Origin of the sequence: Enterobacter sp. T1-1 (genome assembly GCF_000710795.1) — a bacterium.
In the GTDB taxonomy this organism is placed as follows: domain Bacteria; phylum Pseudomonadota; class Gammaproteobacteria; order Enterobacterales; family Enterobacteriaceae; genus Enterobacter; species Enterobacter cloacae.
The window spans coordinates 38555-59821 of the sequence record NZ_JALW01000022.1 but is presented as its reverse complement, the minus strand read 5'-3'; the positions used below and the strand labels follow the sequence as shown (position 1 = coordinate 59821).

19 protein-coding genes are annotated in these 21267 nt (G+C 55.1%); 4 read left to right on the top strand and 15 right to left on the bottom strand.

Annotated features, from left to right (window positions below; genetic code table 11):
• Window positions 1-221: 221 nt before the first annotated feature.
• The 4 genes from AK59_RS0109795 to soxR form a co-directional block, all read right to left on the bottom strand.
• Window positions 222-1868, bottom strand: coding sequence for a Na+/H+ antiporter (locus AK59_RS0109795; RefSeq protein ID WP_013095075.1), 1647 nt, complete (start codon window positions 1866-1868; stop codon window positions 222-224).
• Window positions 1869-2018: 150 nt separating this feature from the next.
• The gene (gene ghxP, locus AK59_RS0109790) at window positions 2019-3368 is read right to left on the bottom strand and encodes a guanine/hypoxanthine transporter GhxP (protein WP_013095074.1); all 1350 of its coding nucleotides are present in this window, start codon (window positions 3366-3368) and stop codon (window positions 2019-2021) included.
• 298 nt (window positions 3369-3666) lie between these two features.
• Complete coding sequence (locus AK59_RS0109785; RefSeq protein WP_013095073.1) at window positions 3667-4338, bottom strand: glutathione S-transferase family protein; 672 nt, start codon at window positions 4336-4338, stop codon at window positions 3667-3669.
• 315 nt (window positions 4339-4653) lie between these two features.
• Window positions 4654-5112 carry a redox-sensitive transcriptional activator SoxR gene (gene soxR, locus AK59_RS0109780; RefSeq protein WP_013095072.1) on the bottom strand — a complete coding sequence of 153 codons (459 nt, stop codon included), beginning with the start codon at window positions 5110-5112 and terminating at the stop codon, window positions 4654-4656.
• A 97-nt stretch (window positions 5113-5209) separates the two neighbouring features.
• Here soxR and soxS point away from each other — a divergent pair, with 97 nt between their 5' ends.
• Window positions 5210-5536: a superoxide response transcriptional regulator SoxS gene (soxS, locus tag AK59_RS0109775; protein WP_013095071.1), complete on the top strand. Its 327-nt coding sequence runs from the start codon at window positions 5210-5212 to the stop codon at window positions 5534-5536.
• 6 nt (window positions 5537-5542) lie between these two features.
• Here the strand turns inward: soxS and AK59_RS0109770 are convergent, their stop codons facing one another.
• On the bottom strand, window positions 5543-7108 hold the full coding sequence (locus AK59_RS0109770) for an EAL domain-containing protein (protein ID WP_023622182.1): 1566 nt from the start codon (window positions 7106-7108) through the stop codon (window positions 5543-5545).
• Window positions 7109-7665: 557 nt separating this feature from the next.
• Between AK59_RS0109770 and AK59_RS0109765 the strand changes: the two genes are divergently transcribed.
• Window positions 7666-7947, top strand: coding sequence for a YjcB family protein (locus AK59_RS0109765; RefSeq protein WP_008503385.1), 282 nt, complete (start codon window positions 7666-7668; stop codon window positions 7945-7947).
• Window positions 7948-8009: 62 nt separating this feature from the next.
• On the opposite strand, the gene ssb1 is transcribed toward AK59_RS0109765, so the two are convergent.
• Complete coding sequence (gene ssb1 / locus AK59_RS0109760) at window positions 8010-8534, bottom strand: single-stranded DNA-binding protein SSB1 (protein ID WP_029882662.1); 525 nt, start codon at window positions 8532-8534, stop codon at window positions 8010-8012.
• Window positions 8535-8785: 251 nt separating this feature from the next.
• Here ssb1 and uvrA point away from each other — a divergent pair, with 251 nt between their 5' ends.
• A complete protein-coding gene (gene uvrA / locus AK59_RS0109755; RefSeq protein ID WP_013095069.1) occupies window positions 8786-11608 on the top strand; it encodes an excinuclease ABC subunit UvrA in 2823 nt (940 codons plus the stop codon).
• Window positions 11609-11611: 3 nt separating this feature from the next.
• On the opposite strand, the gene AK59_RS0109750 is transcribed toward uvrA, so the two are convergent.
• The 6 genes from AK59_RS0109750 to dnaB form a co-directional block, all read right to left on the bottom strand.
• Window positions 11612-11965, bottom strand: coding sequence for an MmcQ/YjbR family DNA-binding protein (locus tag AK59_RS0109750; protein ID WP_013095068.1), 354 nt, complete (start codon window positions 11963-11965; stop codon window positions 11612-11614).
• Window positions 11966-11967: 2 nt separating this feature from the next.
• Window positions 11968-12384 (bottom strand): secondary thiamine-phosphate synthase enzyme YjbQ, encoded by a 417-nt coding sequence (locus AK59_RS0109745; protein ID WP_013095067.1) that lies wholly within the window; start codon window positions 12382-12384, stop codon window positions 11968-11970.
• 112 nt (window positions 12385-12496) lie between these two features.
• Window positions 12497-13210 carry an acid phosphatase AphA gene (gene aphA / locus AK59_RS0109740; RefSeq protein ID WP_013095066.1) on the bottom strand — a complete coding sequence of 238 codons (714 nt, stop codon included), beginning with the start codon at window positions 13208-13210 and terminating at the stop codon, window positions 12497-12499.
• Window positions 13211-13427: 217 nt separating this feature from the next.
• Entirely contained in the window at window positions 13428-14621 is a 1194-nt protein-coding gene (tyrB, locus tag AK59_RS0109735) for an aromatic amino acid transaminase (RefSeq protein ID WP_029882661.1), read from the bottom strand.
• Window positions 14622-14746: 125 nt separating this feature from the next.
• Complete coding sequence (gene alr, locus AK59_RS0109730; protein ID WP_013095064.1) at window positions 14747-15826, bottom strand: alanine racemase; 1080 nt, start codon at window positions 15824-15826, stop codon at window positions 14747-14749.
• Between the two features lie 16 nt (window positions 15827-15842).
• Window positions 15843-17255, bottom strand: a complete 1413-nt coding sequence (gene dnaB / locus AK59_RS0109725) for a replicative DNA helicase (RefSeq protein ID WP_013095063.1) — start codon at window positions 17253-17255, stop codon at window positions 15843-15845.
• 60 nt (window positions 17256-17315) lie between these two features.
• On the opposite strand from dnaB, the gene AK59_RS0109720 reads away from it, so the two are divergent.
• Window positions 17316-18299 (top strand): quinone oxidoreductase, encoded by a 984-nt coding sequence (locus AK59_RS0109720; RefSeq protein ID WP_013095062.1) that lies wholly within the window; start codon window positions 17316-17318, stop codon window positions 18297-18299.
• Window positions 18300-18483: 184 nt separating this feature from the next.
• Here AK59_RS0109720 and pspG read toward each other — a convergent pair whose 3' ends face one another.
• The 3 genes from pspG to traF all read right to left on the bottom strand — a co-directional run bounded on the left by pspG (window position 18484) and on the right by traF (window position 21200).
• Window positions 18484-18726 carry an envelope stress response protein PspG gene (pspG, locus tag AK59_RS0109715; RefSeq protein WP_029882660.1) on the bottom strand — a complete coding sequence of 81 codons (243 nt, stop codon included), beginning with the start codon at window positions 18724-18726 and terminating at the stop codon, window positions 18484-18486.
• A gap of 136 nt (window positions 18727-18862) precedes the next feature.
• Window positions 18863-19858, bottom strand: coding sequence for a tRNA dihydrouridine(20/20a) synthase DusA (gene dusA, locus AK59_RS0109710; protein WP_029882659.1), 996 nt, complete (start codon window positions 19856-19858; stop codon window positions 18863-18865).
• A gap of 82 nt (window positions 19859-19940) precedes the next feature.
• Window positions 19941-21200: a conjugal transfer protein TraF gene (gene traF / locus AK59_RS0109705; protein WP_201747483.1), complete on the bottom strand. Its 1260-nt coding sequence runs from the start codon at window positions 21198-21200 to the stop codon at window positions 19941-19943.
• Between the last annotated feature and the right edge of the window lie 67 nt (window positions 21201-21267).

Below are 21267 nucleotides of genomic sequence, written 5' to 3'. Positions count from 1 at the left end.
GGCACGTTCACAAGTCATGCCGTTACAGAGTAGCAAGGAACATAAAGTGAACGGAATGACCTCTACAGCCATATGTTCCCCCTCACCCCAACCCTCTCCCTCAAGGGAGAGGGGGTCCTCCGTGCAGGCATTATTTTATGGGGATCCCTCAACCCACAGGGAGAGGGAACCGATCGAGCACGTAGGCCCGGTAAGCGCAGCGCCACCGGGCAAAAACAGCGTTACTGATTCTCTATCAACAACGCTTCCAGCAGATCCAGATCGTGCAGCAGCTTTTGCAGCGTCTCGTTGCTGATCTGCCGCGTGGCGCGCAGGTGATACAGCTCGGCACGCTCGGAGCGCAGCGCCGCCAGACGGAACCGGCGCTCCAGGTTCTCCTCCTGCAGCGAGCTTTCCACATCGTTACGGCCGTCAGCCCGGCGACGCAGATTACCAATCACGCGTGAGCTCACCTCCGTCAGCAGCTGATTGTCGATGTTCTCTTCGGCATCGGCGGCCAGGCGCTCTTCCATTTTCTGAATAGCGACAATCGCCACTTCGGCAGTGGCAGCGCGGGCAATCCGCTCCTCTTTATGCTGCTGCGTGGCGTCCCCGGCGTCGATATGCTGCAGCAAAATCGGCAGCATAATCACACCGACAAACAGTGAGAACAGGATCACGCCCGCCGCCAGGAAGACCAGTTCATAACGCGCCGGGAAGACATCGCCCGTCGGCAACAGCAACGGAATGGAGAGCACACCGGCCAGGGTAATCGCCCCGCGTACCCCCGCAAAGGAGGCAATCAGCAGCTCACGCGTGGTCCACGAACCAAACTCCATCGGCTTTTTCTTCAGGAAGCGCACGCTGAAGTTTTTCATCGTCCACAGCCAGCCGAAGCGCACCAGCATCAGCGCCATGTAGATCAGCACGATGTCGGTAAAGAGCATCCAGACTTCAACGTTCGGATCGGCCTCCGCCGCCACCAGAGAGGATTCCATAATGCCCGGCAGCTGCAGACCCAACAGCAGGAAGACCATGCCGTTAAAGACAAATTCCAGCATTGCCCAGGTGCTGTTTGCACGCAGACGCATGGCCAGCGGCGCGCGGCGCATTACGCCGGAACGGGTGATGGTCATCCCTGCCGCTACCGCTGCCAGAATGCCCGACACGCCAATATGTTCGGCAATCAGATAGGAGGCAAACGGCAGCAGGAACAGCAGTACGATCTGTGTTGCGGGTTCATCACCGCCCCAGCGACTGAGGAAGCGCAGCGAGCGGCCATACAGCCAGCTCACCACGAAGCCCGCCAGGATACCGCCAATAGCAACCTTGAAGAATTCCAGGGTCGCGCCACCAACGGTAAAGATCATCGTTCCCATTGCGACGGCCACGGCGAACTTCAGGGCAACCAGACCGGAGGCGTCGTTCATCAGCGCCTCTCCCTGTAAGATGCCCATGATTTTCTTCGGAATCCGCCCTTCACCCACTATGCCGGACAGCGCCACGGCATCGGTTGGCGACAGGACTGCGGCCAGCGCAAAAGCGGGGATTAACGGGATCCCCGGAACCACCCAATAGATCAGGAAACCAATCCCGACCACGGTCACGACGACCAGCGCCAGTGCCAGACCGAAGATCTCGCGCCCATGTTCCAGAAACTCGCGCGTGGGTGTTTTCCAGCCATCAGCAAACAGCAGTGGCGGGATAAACAGCACGAGGAACAGTTCCGGGTCGAACTCAACGTGCAGGCCAAACGTCGGCCACGCCAGCAGCGCGCCGATGGCAATTTGCATTAATGGCAGGGGGACCTGAAAGGGCAGTACGCGTGTAACCACCCCGGATAATGAGACCACAAGGGTCATGATGAGTATTGTGAAAAAGATTTCCATGCGTTCCCTGTTTGCTGTGTTACTTATGTACTACGGAAGGCGTCGTGCCTTTTATTCTATCTTCCCCAGAGTAACGCAAAAGGCAACGGGATGAGTCCTGAAAATAAAAACGGGCGGCCTGAGCCACCCGTTTTCGCATCAAAGGACAATTTAGATTGCCCAGCCGCCCGCGTAGAACACCACCAGCGCAACGGCGATAACCACGGTGCCGATGTTCAGCTTGCGCCACTCACCGGAGACCAGGCGACCAATCACCAGCGACGCGAAGCCGATCATGATGCCGGTCACGATGTTACAGGTCAGCACGATAAATACCGCAGTGATCAGGCCTGACATCGCGTCCACAAAGTCCGCAAAGTCAATTTTCGCCACATTGCTCAGCATCAGCAGGCCGACGTACATCAGTGCCGGAGCCGTAGCGTAGGCTGGCACCAGATAAGAGAGCGGAGAGAGGAACAGGATCAGCAGGAACAGCACACCAACGGTAATGGCGGTCAGGCCAGTTTTACCGCCTGCCGCGGTGCCCGCAGCGGACTCAATATAGACCGCAGCCGGAGAAGCCCCTACCAGACCCGAGAAGACGCTGCTCAGGGAGTCGGTGGTCAGCGCTTTGCCACCGTCGATAATCTGACCGTCTTTATCCAGCAGGTTCGCCTGACCGGCCACCGCACGGATGGTACCGGTGGCATCAAACACCGCCGTCATCACCAGCGCCAGCACGCTTGGCAGGATCACCGGGTTCAGCGCGCCGACAATATCCAGGCTGCCAATCAGGGAGTTACCGTTGTCATCGCTCAGTGACGGCATGGCAAAAATACCGGAGAAATGCACGGTCGGATCGAAAATCAGGCCAACAATGGACACACCGATAATGGTCAGCAGAATGCCGCCTGGGACTTTCAGTTTTTCCAGACCAATAATCACCGCAAGGCCAATCAGGGACATGATCACCGGGAAGCTGGCGAAGTGACCCAGCGCCACCGGCAGACCGTCCAGCGGGTTCTTAATGACCAGACCCACGCCATTGGCGGCAATCAGCAGCAGAAACAGCCCGATACCGATACCGGTGCCGTGTGCTACGCCGTGCGGCAGGTTGCGCAAAATCCAGCTACGAATGCCGGTTGCCGAGATAATGGTGAACAGCACGCCCATCAGGAAGACGGCGCCCAGGGCAACCGGTACGCTGATGTGTTGGCCCAGCACCAGGCTAAACGCGGTGAAGGCGGTCAAGGAAATGGCACAGCCAATCGCCATCGGCAGATTCGCCCACAGCCCCATTACGATGGAGCCGACACCGGCGACAAGACAGGTTGCAACGAAAACCGCTGCCGGTGGGAAGCCTGCTTTACCGAGCATGCCCGGCACAACGATGACGGAGTACACCATTGCCAGAAACGTTGTCAGACCGGCAACGATTTCCTGGCGCACGGTGCTGCCGCGAGCAGAAATTTTAAAGATGGCGTCAAGTGAACCGCCGGTACGCGCGGATGGCGTAGACATAGAAAACATCCCCTGAGAGTTTTTATAGAAAGTCCGTAAGCGTGGTGGAGACTCCACTGCCAGCAAAACGTCAAATCCTTGTGCTGCGTTTGCGACGAAAAGGGGCGTCACAAAAAAAGCAAACGTTTAGCTCCGCGCTTACAAAACGGGTGGTCAAATTTAGGCAAACGATTATCCAGCCTAATCACCGCCCTTTTCAACTGAACTTTCTCGTTTTTCGCTAAATTTCCCTTATGACGATGAAGAAATAAGCAGAGGATGCGCAAACGTTATCGTTTATGCGCAATGGGGTTACAAATTACGCCTCGCCAGGGATCGTTAACGGCCCACCTTGTTCCAGGGTTCTCTGCCAGGCAGGACGATTTTCGACCTTTTTCTTCCAGGCATGGGTGTGCGGAAGATCCTCGACACCGCCGCGTGCCAGCAGAGCAAAAATCGGGAAACTCATCTGAATATCGGCCATGCTGAGAGTCTCTCCGGCAAACCAGCTATTTTCAGCCAGGTGAGATTCAATAAAACGCGCGTGGGTTTCGAGCTGGGGGTTGAGATAGGCTTTTTGCACGCCCTGACCCAGCGCTTTCCCCAGCGTGCGTATTCCAAACGGCACGGGCGGTTTACCGAGGCTGCTAAATACCAGCTTCATTAACAGCAGCGGCATAAGAGAACCTTCTGCATAGTGTAGCCAGAAGCGGTATTGCACCTTGTGGGCAGGATCCAGCGGCTTAAGCTGCGATTCTGCGTCGTAGGTTTCCTGCAGATACTCCAGAATGGCACCGGATTCAGCAAGGATCAGCCCGTTGTCTTCAATGACCGGTGACTTGCCCAACGGATGCACGCGTTTAAGGGACTCGGGAGCCAGCATCGTTTTTTCGCGCTGGTAGTGTACAATCTCATAGGGCAGAGAAAGTTCTTCCAGAGCCCAGATCACGCGGTGTGAGCGCGACTGGTTAAGGTGATGTACCGTGAGCATAGTGGTCTCCTGTTATTCATACTTTTTAACTATAGAAAATTGAACAACACCGCGAAAAATATTCGCCAAAAAAGCGGCCCCGGTGACTGGCGAAAAAGCGGCCCTTACATAGAATTAAAGTGTCAGCACAAACCGGAACCTCCTCAACCAGCTCGACATGAGGGGTGCTGATGTCGGGGGAAACCCTCCCGTGAGCCAGCGGGATAGAGAGAAAGACAAAGACCGGAAAAAACTAAAGCGCCCTTATGTGGCGCTTTAGTTCTTTATTATGTTTTGTTGCCAAATAAGGCGCAGCCGCCACCCGGCAAACAGATCTCAATCCTCTTCCAGCAGCCGCGCCCCCGTCCCCTGTTCGCCCAGTTTGTCACCGGGGTTGCGTAACGGGCAATCGCTGCGCGACAAACAGCCGCAACCGATGCACCCGTCCAGTTCGTCACGCAGCGCCACCAGCGTATGAATACGCCGGTCCAGCTCCTCTCGCCACTGGGATGACAGCTCTTTCCACTCTTTCGGGCTCAGCGTGTGGCCTTCCGGTAACACGCCGAACGCCTCACCGATGGTGGCCAGGGGAATTCCGATTCGTTGCGCAATTTTAATAATCGCCACATAGCGGAGCACGTCACGGGTGTAGCGCCGCTGGTTTCCGGCGTTACGAATGCTTTTGATTAACCCTTTACTTTCATAGAAGTGGAGCGCCGATACTGCCACACCGCTTCGCTTAGCCACTTCACCCGGGGTCAAAAGCGCTTTTATTCTCGGCAATCTCTTTTCCATAAAACCTCTTTACCTCAAGTTAACTTGAGGAATTATACTCCCCCACAGAGAAAACGACGAATCAACCAGGAAAGTTGTATCTACAGAGGGCAACCTTATGTCGCATCAGCAAATTATTCAGACACTTATCGAATGGATTGATGAACATATCGACCAACCGTTGAACATTGATGTGGTCGCGAAAAAGTCGGGCTATTCGAAATGGTATTTACAGAGAATGTTCCGGACCGTAATGCACCAGACGCTGGGTGAGTACATTCGTCAGCGCAGGTTACTGCTGGCAGCGCAGGCGTTACGCTCTACGCAGCGGCCTATTTTTGATATCGCGATGGATCTGGGGTATGTGTCGCAACAAACCTTTTCCCGCGTGTTTCGCCGTGAGTTTGACCGCACGCCAAGCGATTACCGTCACCAGTTGAATTAAGGTTTATCAGTGCAAAGGTTGCTGCTGCCAGGTCATAAACTCCTGGGGCGGCATCGCTTTCGCGAAGTGCCATCCCTGACAGAACTGTACGCCGCGCTTCAACAACCAGCTTACCTGCTCGGCAGTTTCTACCCCTTCCGCAATGGTTTTGAGCCGCAGGCTCTGCGCCATCTCGATAATATGCTCGGCGATAAGATGGCTGGTGCTGTTGGTGGTTAGGGTGTCGATAAAGGATTTGTCGATTTTCAGAATATCGACATTCAGCGAGTAGAGATTATGCAGGTTCGAGTAACCTGTACCAAAATCGTCGATTGCCACTTCATAACCCGCCTGACGAAAAGCCTGGATAACCGGCGTAGTTTTCGGCACATCAATAAATCCGCGCTCCGTTACTTCGATTTTGATCTGCTGCGCACGCACGGCATAGTGCCGCGCTTTGTCGGAAATCATGGCGATCAGCCGCGAAGAGTGAAAATCCGTCGCCGACAGGTTGATCGAAATATAGAGGTCAGGATGCGCGGCCAGGAAATGCCCCAGATCGCTGAAGACCTCTTCTACAACATAATCCGTGATGCGTTCACTCATCCCCTCTTTTTCCGCCAGCGGGATGAATTCCGCCGGGCTCATGACAGGCCCGTTAAAACCAGGCCAGCGTAACAACGCCTCTGCCCCCACGCACTGATTATTCTTGATATCGATGATTGGCTGATAATGGACACAAAGCTGACGTTTATTCAGCGCCCGATGCAGCAATCGTCCTGGGGAGTTCAGCTCACGGTGGGTGCGCGACCAGACCAGCAAAATAATGATGCTACAGATCATTCCCAGCGGCAGCGTCAACGTCGCCTGATGGTAGAGCGTTTCATAGAAGCGTTTATTCGACGTTGAAACGATGGCGGCAATCGGACGTTTATCCGATTTTACCACCGTATAAAAACGGTCATCTTTTTGAAATACCACGTCCTTATCCCGAATCATCGAGTTTAATAAAGAAACGTTGGCTTTCTGACTGACGGAAAAGAAGGCATTCGTTACCGTATCGTACACGCCCCATGAGAGAGAGTGATCGGTGGACATCACTTCACTGTACGAGAGTGGATTAACCACCACGACATAATTCCCGCGCTGCATATATGTCATTTTGTAGCCAGTGAAAAATGGCGTATCACGGTAATAATAGATAGCGATATCGGGTTTTCGGATGTAATTAGCGGGGGAGATCGCATAAGGACGATCCGGGGTAAAAATGGATGAACAACGAAAATTCTGGCCTTCGGCATAAATTAAATCAGCGATGAACAGACGGCCGCGAACCACGTTCAACATATATTGCCGATGTGACGGCGTACAAACTTTACCCTGATATTTTTCCGCTTCGGCCCGGGCCAGATCAACCTGTTCAATAACCAGTTCAGTTTTGTCTAAAGCCAGTTCAGCAAATGTGCGTAACTGCGCGCTTGTTTCCGACACCGCTCTTAGCTGGGCAAACCATAGCGCAAGCATCACCGGCAGCATAACTACCATGATGATCCCTACCACTCTGAGCATCTTGCGCCGCGCGCTACGATTCATTTCCCGCCCTATATCCCTGCATGTTGTACGCCTGTAGTAATGAAGGCCGGATGCTTTGATAAACAGGTGATTACGTTGCATGAATCATGCGAAGTTAGCAACTGACTTTTAGTATTAAAAATCTTAAATTTCGTTATGACGATAATATTTGTCCGTAAGCTAAACTAAAAGTATTCGTTCCGTTTCTATTAAGGGAAATATTTATCCAGCCTGAACGGGTGTAATTTGATCAATGTTTTATAAACGTTCTGCTATTACCACATTATTTCCAGGATCAGCAGAGAATAAGGCTTCATTTATAAAAAGGCATCGCTGGGAACGCCGTTGCCCTCCTCCGCTCGTTCGAAGGAGGTTGCTCCCGGCACGTGGTGGGTTCGCATCCGCCGATGTCGAAGGCAACCCCATCCTGCCGCCTCTCTTTTTCAACGTAATAAAATCCCCAATCTGCTCGCACAGGCACTGGCGAATAAATCAACAAATGTGATATAGTTCACACATATCATGTAACGAGAAACACTGTTTCATTCAGTTCGTCTGTTTTGGAGAGGATGGGTTTTATGGCAACCATTACGACCAGCATGGTTCTCCTGCGCTGGCCTTTGTTGAGTGCGGTACTGATGTTTTTAGCCAGCACGCTGAACATTCAGTTTCGTAAATCTGACTACGCGGGTCTTGCGGTCATCAGTACGCTGTTAGGACTGGGCGCGGCTTGCTGGTTTGCAACGGGTCTGCTTGGTATCACCCTGCTGGATATTGCCGCCGTCTGGGAAAATATTAAAGTAGTGATGGTTGAGGCAATGAGCCATACGCCACCAGACTGGCCGATGGTAATTACCTGATACCTGACTGAATAAAAAACCCAGACCGATGTCTGGGTTTTTTTATTTTGCATATCCGTGAATCAGAACGGAATGTCGTCGTCGAAGTCCATTGGTGGTTCGTTAGACGGTGCCGGAGCGGACTGCTGCTGCGGACGAGACTGCGCGCCGCCGCTGAACTGGTTGCCGCCCTGTGGCTGCTGAGGCTGGCCCCAACCGCCCTGCTGCTGGCCGCCACCTGCTGGAGCGCCACCGCCCTGACGGCCACCCAGCATCTGCATGGTGCCGCCAACGTTTACCACCACTTCAGTGGTGTACTTTTCCTGACCGGATTGATCGATCCATTTGCGGGTACGCAGCTGGCCTTCAATATACACCTGAGAGCCTTTACGCAGATACTCACCGGCCACTTCTGCCAGTTTGCCAAACAGCACAACGCGGTGCCATTCGGTCTGCTCTTTCATCTCACCGGTTGCTTTGTCACGCCAGGATTCGGAAGTAGCCAGCGTAATGTTGGCAACTGCGCCACCACTCGGCATGTAGCGTACTTCCGGGTCCTGGCCCAGATTACCGACGAGAATCACCTTGTTTACGCCTCTGCTGGCCATGTTCGTGTCTCCTGAATACGTTTCTTAATAGTGTAAACGCGCGAGTGTACCATTTCCACGCGTCAATTTGCATAGTTGCGTGGCGGGTTCAGAAATCTCTCGCGAACTCGGCATTGTTACACAGCTAATCAGAAAATGCATTCCAATACTGTATATTCAAACAGGTTAAATTGTGTCATAATTAGCCGTTTCTGACAGCCGTTTGTCCTTCAAACAAACCAGGCAATCCGTGTTCCAACCGGGAAAGGTGAATGGATAAGATCGAAGTTCGGGGCGCCCGCACCCACAATCTCAAGAATATCAACCTCATAATCCCTCGCGACAAACTCATCGTCGTGACCGGGCTTTCGGGGTCTGGCAAATCCTCACTGGCTTTCGACACTCTGTATGCCGAAGGACAGCGCCGTTACGTTGAATCACTCTCTGCGTATGCGCGCCAGTTCCTGTCATTGATGGAAAAACCGGATGTAGACCATATCGAGGGGCTTTCGCCTGCTATCTCTATTGAGCAGAAGTCCACCTCCCACAACCCGCGTTCAACGGTCGGTACCATTACCGAAATTCATGACTACCTGCGTCTGCTGTATGCCCGCGTAGGTGAGCCGCGCTGCCCGGATCACGACGTGCCGCTGGCGGCGCAGACCGTGAGCCAGATGGTGGATAACGTGCTGTCGCAGCCAGAAGGCAAACGCCTGATGCTGCTTGCCCCAATCATTAAAGAGCGTAAGGGCGAGCACACCAAAACGCTGGAAAACCTGGCAAGCCAGGGGTATATCCGCGCCCGTATCGACGGCGAGGTATGTGACCTGTCCGATCCCCCGAAGCTGGAGCTGCAGAAAAAACACACCATCGAAGTGGTGATTGACCGCTTTAAAGTGCGTGACGATCTGGCGACCCGTCTGGCGGAATCCTTTGAAACTGCGCTGGAACTCTCTGGCGGTACGGCGGTGGTCTCCGATATGGACGACCCGAACGCGGAAGAACTGCTCTTCTCCGCCAACTTTGCCTGCCCGATTTGCGGCTACAGCATGCGTGAGCTGGAGCCACGTCTGTTCTCCTTTAACAACCCGGCGGGAGCCTGCCCGACGTGTGACGGCCTGGGCGTACAGCAGTATTTTGACCCGGACCGCGTGATCCAGAACCCGGAACTGTCGCTGGCTGGCGGTGCTATCCGTGGCTGGGATAAGCGTAATTTTTACTACTTCCAGATGCTTAAATCGCTGGCAGAGCACTATAAGTTCGACGTGGAAGCGCCGTGGGCCAGCCTGAGCCCGAACGTGCACAAAGTGATCCTGTTCGGTTCCGGTAAAGAGAACATCGAGTTCAAATACATGAACGATCGCGGCGATACCTCCGTGCGTCGCCACCCGTTCGAAGGGGTGCTGCACAACATGGAGCGCCGCTACAAAGAGACCGAATCCAGCGCGGTGCGCGAGGAGCTGGCGAAGTTCATCAGCAACCGCTCCTGCGCCACCTGTGAGGGCACGCGTCTGCGTCGCGAAGCGCGCCACGTGTTTGTCGAAAACACGGCGTTGCCGACCATCTCAGACATGAGCATCGGTCACGCAATGGACTTCTTCAACAACCTGAAGCTCTCCGGCCAGCGTGCGAAGATTGCCGAAAAAGTGCTGAAAGAGATCGGCGACCGTCTGAAATTCCTGGTGAACGTCGGCCTGAACTACCTGACGCTTTCCCGCTCCGCAGAGACGCTGTCCGGCGGTGAAGCCCAGCGTATCCGTCTGGCCAGCCAGATTGGCGCGGGCCTGGTGGGCGTCATGTATGTCCTGGACGAGCCGTCCATCGGCCTGCACCAGCGCGACAACGAGCGTCTGCTCGGAACGCTTATTCATCTGCGTAACCTCGGCAACACGGTGATTGTGGTCGAGCACGACGAAGATGCGATCCGTGCTGCCGACCATGTGATCGACATCGGCCCGGGCGCGGGCGTGCACGGCGGCCAGGTGGTCGCGGAAGGTACTCTGAAAGACATCATGGCGGTGCCAGAGTCGTTAACCGGCCAGTACATGAGCGGCAAGCGCAAAATTGAAGTGCCGAAACAGCGCGTGGCGGCGAACCCGGAAAAAGTGCTGAAGCTCACCGGCGCTCGCGGCAACAACCTGAAAGACGTGACGCTGACGCTGCCCGTCGGGCTGTTTACCTGTATCACTGGCGTATCCGGTTCCGGTAAGTCGACGCTGATCAACGATACGCTGTTCCCGATTGCGCAGACGGCGCTGAACGGCGCGACGCTGGCCGAACCTGCACCGTACCGCGACATTCAGGGGCTGGAGCATTTCGATAAAGTTATCGACATCGACCAAAGCCCGATTGGCCGTACGCCACGTTCCAACCCGGCGACCTATACCGGCGTCTTCACGCCCGTCCGTGAACTCTTCGCCGGTGTACCGGAAGCGCGTTCGCGCGGCTACACGCCAGGACGTTTCAGCTTTAACGTTCGCGGCGGCCGCTGTGAAGCCTGTCAGGGCGACGGCGTGATCAAGGTTGAGATGCACTTCCTGCCGGATATCTACGTGCCGTGCGACCAGTGCAAAGGCAAACGCTATAACCGTGAAACGCTGGAGATTAAGTACAAAGGCAAGACCATCCACGAAGTGCTGGACATGACCATCGAAGAGGCGCGCGAGTTCTTTGATGCCGTTCCTGCGCTGGCGCGTAAGCTGCAGACGCTGATGGACGTAGGCCTGACCTACATTCGTCTGGGGCAGTCAGCGACCACGCTCTCTGGAGGTGAAGCGCAGCGCGTGAAGCTGGCGCGTGAGCTATCCAAACGCGGAACCGGGCAGACACTGTACATTCTCGATGAGCCGACCACCGGTCTGCACTTTGCAGATATCCAGCAATTGCTCGACGTTCTGCATCAGCTTCGCGATCAGGGCAACACCATTGTGGTCATTGAGCACAACCTGGACGTGATTAAAACCGCGGACTGGATTGTCGATCTCGGCCCGGAAGGCGGCAGCGGCGGCGGTGAAATCCTCGTCTCCGGTACGCCAGAGACCGTTGCAGAGTGCGAAGCCTCGCACACCGCGCGCTTCCTTAAACCGTTGCTGTAATTGTCACACGGAGAGTTGCTGTCGGGTCGCTTCCGGCAGCAGCTCAACCGCCTGCTGATAAGACGCGTCCACCAGGTAGTAAATCTGCGACCCCGGGAGTGAACCGTCGAGATAGACCGTACTCCAGTGCGCTTTGTTCAGATGTTTGCTCGGCCGGACGTCGTCGTGCTGCTGACGTAATAGCTCCGCCAGCTCCGGGCTGGTTTTAAGCGACGCCGCCGGGCGGCCTTCCACCTCTTTCACCATCGCAAACAACACATCTCCCACTTTAATCTGCGTGGCTTTCCAGTCGCTGTGAACGCTCTGCTCCGCGCCTGGCTTACTCATGCAGTACTGCAGTAGCTCCGAAATTGTCATCTTTATTCCCCTTGTAGCGTTGCGATAATTTTACGCGAACCACCGTGAATGCGATGTTCTCCCAGCCAGATCCCTTGCCATGTTCCCAGCAGAAGCCGCCCGTTGTGTACCGGCAGCATTAGCGATACGCCCAGCAGAGAAGATTTGATATGCGAAGGCATGTCGTCCGCCCCCTCATAGTCATGCTCGTAGGAGGCGTTGTCCGGAACGGTTTTCAGAAAATGCCGCTCCATATCAGACCGGACGGTGGGATCGCAATTTTCATTAAGCGTGAGAGAGGCCGACGTGTGCTGAAGCAGCAGATGCAGCAAACCCGTTTTGACGCGCGACAGATCGCGGATCTGCCCGATAACTTCATCCGTCACCAGGTGAAATCCGCGAGGTTTAGCGCTTAAGGTCAGGGTTTGTTGGTACCACATGTGCTGCTCCGTTATGAAAGTGAATCTTTCTAAGTGTGCAGCAAGAAGACGAAAGGTAAAACCCGCAGCGACGAGATTTGATTAAAAAAGAGCCAAACTCGCCGCCAACGATTTAATACTCTGAGTTCACAATGACCTCTTCGCCAAACTTCCCGGCCATTGGCAGCGGGCGATAGGTCGAGTTTGAGGCGCGTAACACCCTGATCCCTCTGGCTCCCACATCACGCGCGGCGCTGATATCGTTGTCTGAATCACCGTAGAAGACTTTGATATGTTTCTGCTCCAGCCACTGGGTTTTGGTGTTTTGTCCCGGTTTGTCACCCGCGAAAATCACCGGGTTCATGCTGGCCGCCGGGATCAGGAAATCATCCTGCAGGGTTTTAGAGACGGTTTCCGTTTTGGTCTGACTGCGTCCGGTAACGAAGTAGATGCTGTCGCCGCGTTTTACATGCATGGCGATAAGCGCGCGGGCCACCTCTTTCGGGATGCTGAATTCGTCCCAGCCGTTGTTCATCTTTTCCCAAAATTCCGGGTTTTTCAGATACGCTTCGCTGTCCGGTGAGTATGTTTTTTTACCGCGCCAGAACCCGGGGCTGGAGAAGAGGACGGTATCGTCAATATCAAAGCCCACAGCCATTGGCGGGCGGCCCATCAGGCTGTTTTCAATCTGGGCTACAGAGACCCAGTGAATGGGGGCTTGTTCAGCCAGAATAGCGGCGGTAGTGCCGGTGTAAAGCGGCGTCGGTGCGGAAGCGCGCGCGACGACCGTACTGTTAAGCGAGAACAATAAGCAGGCGGCGCTGAGCGCCAGTGTGATCTTGCGCATATTTTCCCCTGAATATTCAGTTTGTTATCGTTTTAATTTGAGCGACTGGTCAAAAATCTATCCGACCATAACCCCAGCGGGAGATGAAGGGAAGGAGTTTTTGCTTATGAGGTTGGATAAAAAGAAGAAGATCACAGAATGCCGGGCAACCTGTTTGTGCGGCCTGATGCCCTCATCCCGGCCCTCTCCCACGGGGAGAGGGAGGGTGAGTAAGTACTTACATTACTGCAGCAAATGCCTGCGCCACGCGATGAACGTTGCTGGCATTCAGACCCGCCACGCACATACGTCCGCTGGCAATCAGGTAGACGCCGAACTCTTCGCGCAGACGTTCAACCTGTGCGGCGCTCAGCCCGGTATAGCTAAACATCCCGCGCTGTTTAAGCAGATAGTCGAAGTTATGCCCCGGTACGGCCTCTTTCAGCACGTTAACCAACTCCTGACGCATCGACAGAATACGCTTACGCATGGATTCCACTTCTGCAAGCCAGCTGGCTTTTAGCTGTTCGTCTCCCAGCACGGTCGCCACCACTTGCGCGCCAAAGTTTGGCGGGCTGGAGTAGATGCGGCGCACGGTCGCCTTCAGTTGCCCCAGTACGCGACCTGCCGCTTCGGCGTCTTCGCACACCACAGAGAGGCCACCCACGCGCTCGCCGTACAGGGAGAAGATTTTTGAAAACGAGTTGCTGACCAGAACAGGCAGACCAGCGCTGGCCACGGCACGGATGGCATAGGCATCTTCTTCCATCCCTGCGCCAAAGCCCTGATAGGCGATGTCGAGGAAGGGGATCAGGTTGCGCGCTTTCAGCACCTCAATCACCGCATCCCACTGGGTGTTGGTGAGATCTGCCCCGGTCGGGTTGTGGCAGCACGGGTGCAGCAGCACTATGCTGCGCTCTGGCAGGGTATTCAGTTTTTCCAGCAGCGCGTCAACGCGCACGCCGTTGGTTTCACTGTCGAACCATGGATAGGTCGCCACCTTAAAGCCAGCACCCTCAAAAATCGCCACGTGGTTTTCCCAGGTGGGATCGCTGACCCATACCCCTGAATCCGGGAAGTATTTTTTCAGGAAGTCCGCACCCACTTTAAGCGCGCCTGAACCGCCCAGGGTCTGGATGGTTGCCACACGTTTTTGTGCGAGCACCGCGTGATCGGCACCAAACAGCAGCGGCGCGATGGCGTTACGGTAAGTATTGAGCCCTTCCATCGGCAGATAAAGAGAAGCACCGTGCGGGGCGGCGTTAAGACGCGCTTCCGCTTCAGCAACGGCTTTCAACTGAGGAATAATGCCGTCCTCGTTGTAATACAGACCAATGCTGAGATTCACTTTGTCGCTGCGAGGATCTTCTTTGAAACGCTCCATTAAGGAGAGAATGGGGTCGCCGGCGTAGGCGTCAACTTTCTGAAACACGCGATGGTTCTCCGGAATTCGATGAGGCAGGGAATTCAACAATAAACCGGATATGACAGAAGATCGAGCGTTTAACCTGTTCCATGCCGGGTCAGGCAACGCTGCCCCCCGGCATTCACAGCAGTTTAATCGATGTACTTCATTGCCACCCTTGATGTCAGGCGCGTTATAAGTTCGTAAGCACTCACTTTCGTGATTTCCGCGATGCGTTCGACGGGCAAACCGTCACCCCACATCACCACATCGTCGCCCGCTTTATCCTGGGCATCGGGGCCCAGATCTACGCAAATCATGTCCATCGCCACGCGACCGACAATCTTCACTTCGCGGCCATTGACCAGAACCGGCGTACCGGACGGCGCAGCACGTGGATAACCGTCGCCATACCCCATCGCCACCACACCCAGCCGGGTGTCACGCGCGCTGGTCCAGGTGCCGCCGTAACCCACCGGTTCCCCCGCCTTGTGCTCACGCACCGCAATCAGCTTAGACACCAGGGACATCACCGGCTGGAAGCCAAAGTCCGGCCCCCAGGGTCTGTTCTCCAGCGGCGATACGCCGTAAAGAATAATCCCCGGACGCGCCCAGTCGAAGTGCGACTGCGGCCACAGCAGAATGCCACCGGAGGCCGCGATAGAGCGCATCCCCGGCTTGCCTTCGCAGAAGGTGTTAAAGATGTCGAGTTGTTGTTCAGTAGCGCCGCAGTCAGGCTCATCAGCCCGGGCAAAATGGCTGACAATATTTACCGGCTGGCGGACATTTTTGCACTGGCACAGACGCTGATAAAACGCCTGCGCGTGTTCCGGACGTACACCCAGACGGTGCATGCCCGTGTCGAGCTTCATCCAGACGGTGACTGGCTCGCTCAGCTCAGCGGTTTCGAGAGCGGAAAGCTGTTCTTCGTTGTGTACCGCCGTGTGCAGATGCTGGTCTGCAATAGTCGGCAGGTCTGCAGCCTCAAAAAAGCCTTCGAGCAGCAAAATCGGTTGGGTGATCCCCCCCGCGCGCAGGCGGAGGGCTTCTTCAAGACGGGCAACGCCAAAGGCGTCGGCATCGGGGAGCGTTCGCGCGGTCTCAAGAAGACCGTGTCCGTAAGCGTTCGCTTTCACGACTGCAACAAGTTTACTGGCGGGAGCCAGTTCACGCAGACGTTGCAGGTTGTGTCGCAGAGCGCGGCGGTTAATCACAACAGTTGCCGCTTGCATTTGATTTCCTTAGAAATTACTCATCATCATATTGAGGACCGGCATAGTTGTCGAAACGCGACCACTGTCCGTTAAAGGTCAGACGTACCGTACCGATAGGGCCGTTACGTTGTTTACCGATAATAATTTCGGCGATCCCTTTCAGGTCGCTGTTCTCGTGATAAACCTCATCACGGTAGATGAACATGATTAAGTCGGCATCCTGCTCGATGGAGCCGGATTCACGCAGGTCGGAGTTGACCGGGCGTTTGTCGGCACGTTGTTCCAGGGAGCGGTTAAGCTGCGAGAGCGCCACGACAGGCACATGCAGCTCTTTGGCTAATGCCTTGAGCGAGCGGGAAATTTCCGCAATCTCCAGCGTACGGTTATCGGAGAGCGACGGCACGCGCATCAGCTGAAGGTAGTCGATCATGATAAGGCCAATACCGCCATGCTCGCGGGCGATACGGCGCGCACGGGAGCGCACTTCTGTCGGCGTCAGGCCGGAGGAGTCATCGATATAGATGTTACGTTTTTCCAGCAGGATCCCCATGGTGCCGGAGATACGCGCCCAGTCCTCATCGTCGAGCTGACCGGTACGGATACGGGTCTGATCCACACGAGAAAGCGACGCCAGAGAACGCATCATGATCTGCTCAGATGGCATCTCCAGACTGAAGATTAAGACCGGTTTATCCTGCAACATCGCCGCGTTTTCGACGAGGTTCATCGCAAAGGTGGTTTTACCCATCGACGGACGCGCGGCGACGATAATCAAATCCGACGGCTGCAGGCCTGCGGTTTTCTTATTGAGATCGTCATAGCCGGTGTTAACTCCGGTTACGCCATCGTGCGGCTGCTGGAAGAGCTGTTCAATACGGGCGACGGTGGCATCGAGCACATCGGCGATGTTTTTTGGGCCTTCGTCTTTATTGGCGCGACTTTCAGCAATTTTAAAGACGCGGGATTCCGCGAGATCGAGCAGGTCTTCGCTGGTGCGACCCTGCGGATCAAAGCCCGCTTCGGCGATTTCATTCGCGACCGAGATCATCTCACGAACAACGGCGCGTTCGCGAACGATGTCCGCATAAGCGCTAATGTTCGCTGCACTTGGCGTGTTTTTCGACAGTTCTGCTAAATAAGCAAAACCGCCAACGCTGTCCAGTTGCCCCTGCCGCTCCAGCGATTCCGCGAGCGTAATCAGGTCAATCGGGCTACCAGACTCCTGCAGGCGCGCCATTTCGGTGAAGATGTGGCGGTGCGGGCGGGTGTAGAAATCGTCGGACACGACGCGCTCGGCGACGTCGTCCCAGCGCTCGTTATCCAGCATTAAACCGCCCAACACCGACTGTTCCGCTTCAATCGAGTGCGGCGGGACTTTTAACCCGGCGACCTGAAAATCACGCTCACGAGGTTCAGTCTGTTTGTTGAAGGGTTTGTTTCCTGCCATAGTGAATGGAGTTACCGAGATAAAGAGTGGGTCGAAAGATTACCACATTCTGGAGGAAGCATGGCAACACGTATTGAATTTCACAAGCATGGTGGCCCTGACGTACTCAACGCGGTGGAGTTTACCCCCGCCGCGCCTGGCGAAAATGAAGTGCAGGTTGAAAATAAAGCCATCGGCATTAACTACATCGACACCTATATTCGCGGCGGTCTTTATCCACCGCCGTCACTGCCGAGCGGTCTGGGTACGGAAGCGGCGGGCGTGGTCAGCAAAGTGGGCAGCGCCGTTAAGCATGTTAAAGAAGGCGATCGCGTGGTGTATGCGCAATCGGCGCTGGGCGCTTACAGCTCCGTGCACAACGTTCCGGCTGACAAAGTTGCCCTCCTGCCCAATGCCATTTCGTTTGAACAGGCCGCGGCCTCCTTCCTGAAAGGGCTGACGGTCTATTATCTGCTGCGCAAAACCTATGAAATCAAACCCGACGAGCAGTTCCTGTTCCATGCGGCAGCGGGCGGCGTAGGGCTCATCGCCTGCCAGTGGGCCAAAGCGTTAGGCGCAAAACTGATCGGCACCGTGGGGAGCGCGCAAAAAGCCCAGCGCGCGCTGCAGGCCGGCGCCTGGCAGGTGATTAACTACCGGGAAGAGAGCATCGTTGAACGCTTAAAAGAGGTAACCGGCGGCAAAAAAGTGCGCGTGGTATATGACTCGGTAGGGAAAGATACCTGGGAAGCGTCTCTGGACTGCCTGCAGCGCCGCGGTCTGATGGTGAGCTTCGGTAACGCGTCAGGCGCGGTGACCGGTGTGAATCTGGGTATTCTGAACCAGAAAGGCTCGCTGTATGTCACTCGTCCATCCCTGCAGGGCTACATCACCAATCGCGAAGAGTTGCTCGAAGCCAGTAACGAACTGTTCTCGCTGATTGCCAGCGGGGTCATCAAAGTGGATGTGGCAGATGCGCAGAAGTACGCGCTAAGCGATGCGCAACGTGCGCATGAGGTGCTGGAGAGCCGGTCAACGCAGGGGTCAAGTCTGTTAATTCCCTGATCCCATAAAAGAAATTGGGCTTCCCTGAGGAAGCCCTTTCTTTTTTTAGTTCGGCTGTATGTAGGGTACAGCTCGATGAATTCTTTAGCGGCAGCCATAGTGACAGATTCGATAAGTAAATCCTATTCCGTTCTAAGCAATGCCGCCGGAAAAGTTGCAGGTATGTGACGAACCCCTCAATACCTTAGTAACGAAAGCGGTTATTACGCTGATAAGTGGGCAGTTTTGGTGATTTAATCGCCCGTATAACCCACACCACCGCAACGGCCAGCAGCAGCCACGGCAGAAGTTTGAACGTCAGGGCAAATAATCCGCCAATAAACATGACCACTGTCGCCACCACAAGCGCTGCCAGAATGCCGAGCAGCGACACGCCGGTGGCTAACAGCATGACAAAAAAGCCAATCACAAAAAGCAGTTCCAGCATGGTTCTCTCCCACGAGTTCCCGAATGATGTCGCAATCATTACAAGATCCATGCCAACCCTAACATGTTGTTATAAAAGTAAAACGCCCCGCAAGGCTGTGCGGGGCGTGGTGAATTTGACGAATTTTTAGCGAGATTTATCGTTTATCTGCAACCAGGCGTAGCGCCTGTTCCAGCACTTCGATATCCGCGCCAGCTTTATGCGCGTTCTCGCTCAGATAGCGACGCCACTGGCGTGCGCCCGGGATCCCCTGGAACAGGCCAAGCATATGACGCGTGATATGGCCAAGGTAAGTGCCGTTACTCAGCTCACGTTCAATGTACGGATACATGGCCCGCACTACGGCAACCGGGTCAGTGTCTGCGCCTTCAACGCCGAAGATCTCGCGATCGACCGTCGTCAGAATACCCGGATTCTGATATGCCTCGCGACCGACCATCACGCCATCCATATGCGCCAGATGTGTTTTGACCTCGTCGAGCGACTTGATACCACCGTTGATCGACATGGTCAGGTGCGGGAAGTCCCGCTTCAGTTGATACACACGCGGGTAGTCCAGCGGCGGAATTTCGCGGTTCTCTTTCGGGCTAAGGCCAGAGAGCCAGGCTTTACGCGCATGGATGATAAACATCTCGCACTCGCCCTTTCCGGCAACCGTATTGATGAAATCACACAAGAATTCGTAGCTGTCCTGGTCATCAATACCGATACGGGTCTTCACCGTCACCGGAATGGAGACCACATCACGCATCGCCTTGATGCAGTCCGCTACCAGCTGTGCGTTCCCCATCAGACAGGCGCCGAACATGCCGTTTTGCACGCGATCGGACGGACAGCCAACGTTAAGGTTAATTTCGTCGTAGCCACGTTCTTCAGCCAGCTTCGCACAGTGCGCCAGCGCAGCCGGATCGCTGCCACCCAGCTGCAGGGCAACCGGATGCTCTTCTTCGCTGTACGCCAGATAGTCGCCCTTACCGTGAATAATTGCACCGGTGGTGACCATTTCGGTGTACAGCAGCGTATGGCGGGAGAGCTGGCGCAGGAAATAGCGGCAGTGTCTGTCCGTCCAGTCGAGCATGGGCGCAATGGAGAAACGGTGTGCGGGAAAGGCAGTCTGGTGTTCTGACGACATGGCGAAGTTTTAAGCATCTGGTGGAAAAGGGGCGCTACTATAGCATAAAGAAAAGCCGGAGGCGCAACGCCTCCGGTGCCCTTTAGAACGTCATACTCAACTGCGCCCCTGCGCCCCAGGTTTCATCTTCACCGTAGAGCCCCATCAGGTCGACGTGGACCGTGTTAAACGGTGCAAAACCGACACCACCGGTAAAGACGTTACTGTCATTCCCTTTCATATCGGCACGATAACCCGCCCGCACGGCCAGCCAGCTCAGCGGCGTCACTTCCGCACCCACGCCAACATACTGCGAGGTATCTTCGCTTTTAAAGCCTTTGGTTTCTGTCAGATCGCCATCGGCGGTCAGAGTCACCAGATCGTTGTGCCAGGCGGCACCGGCCGTCACCAGCGGACGGATTTGATAGGTGTCTTTATAGCTCACCACTTCCCCCGTGCGCCCGTTGCGGATGCGAATGTCCTTGGTGTCGATATCGCGCGACATCAGGTTTTGCCCGCTCACCCCGACCGTCCAGTGCTCGCCGAAATCGGCCGCGATACCGGCATCCACGTTAAAGCCGGTATCGTCTTTCCGGTAGCGGCTGTCGTTCCACTTGTTACTGTCGTAATCGTAAATTGAGGTGGTGTAGTTGTAGATCCAGGTTTTCTGCAGTTTTGGCGTGACGCCAAGGGAAACCGGGACGCCACCCAGATCGAACTGACGGGCAATGGCAACACCATAATCGGAGACAATTGCCGCCCGGCCAGACGCCGTAGAGTTAAGGTTTTTCGTGATTTGATCGGTACCGTTTAGCGCCGCATCCAGTGCCACGCCCGCCGCCACCGCATCGCTGTTTTGGATACTGCGCAGGTAATCAATATCTTGCTGATCGATAGAAGAGCTGACGCGCCCGTGGGCATAGCCTTTCGCCATAAAGGCCACGGAGAGCACATCGTTAGGGATACTCACCGCAATCCCCGCGCCTGCCGTAGCGCGTGCGGTTTTGCCTTTGAGATAGTCCAGTTCATCGGCAAGATCTTTTGCCGCTCCCTGGAACTGATTGATTGAGCCCAGCGGGTTGGTAATCACTTCGATGGGGGTCAGGCTATCAACCACATCCTTATAGTGATTGATTTTATCGTTGATGGTATCAATCTCATCCTGAAGATTGTCTTCATCCGTCACCTGCACGCCGACGGACGGTAAAATAACCGTCACATCATCGTCCGGTTTCGCCTTTGCCAACAACGCAGGGTTGATTAACGCCCCGCTGCCATAGCTGCCCGAAGCGACGCCCGTGCCACCCATTGCGTCGCTACGTGATTCTGTCCAGGTATTGGCTGCTCCCGCCTGATTTGCCATAAACAGGGAGACAGCGATGCTAACCACCGAAAATTTTAAATGTTTTTTCACAGTATGCTCGTCTTAT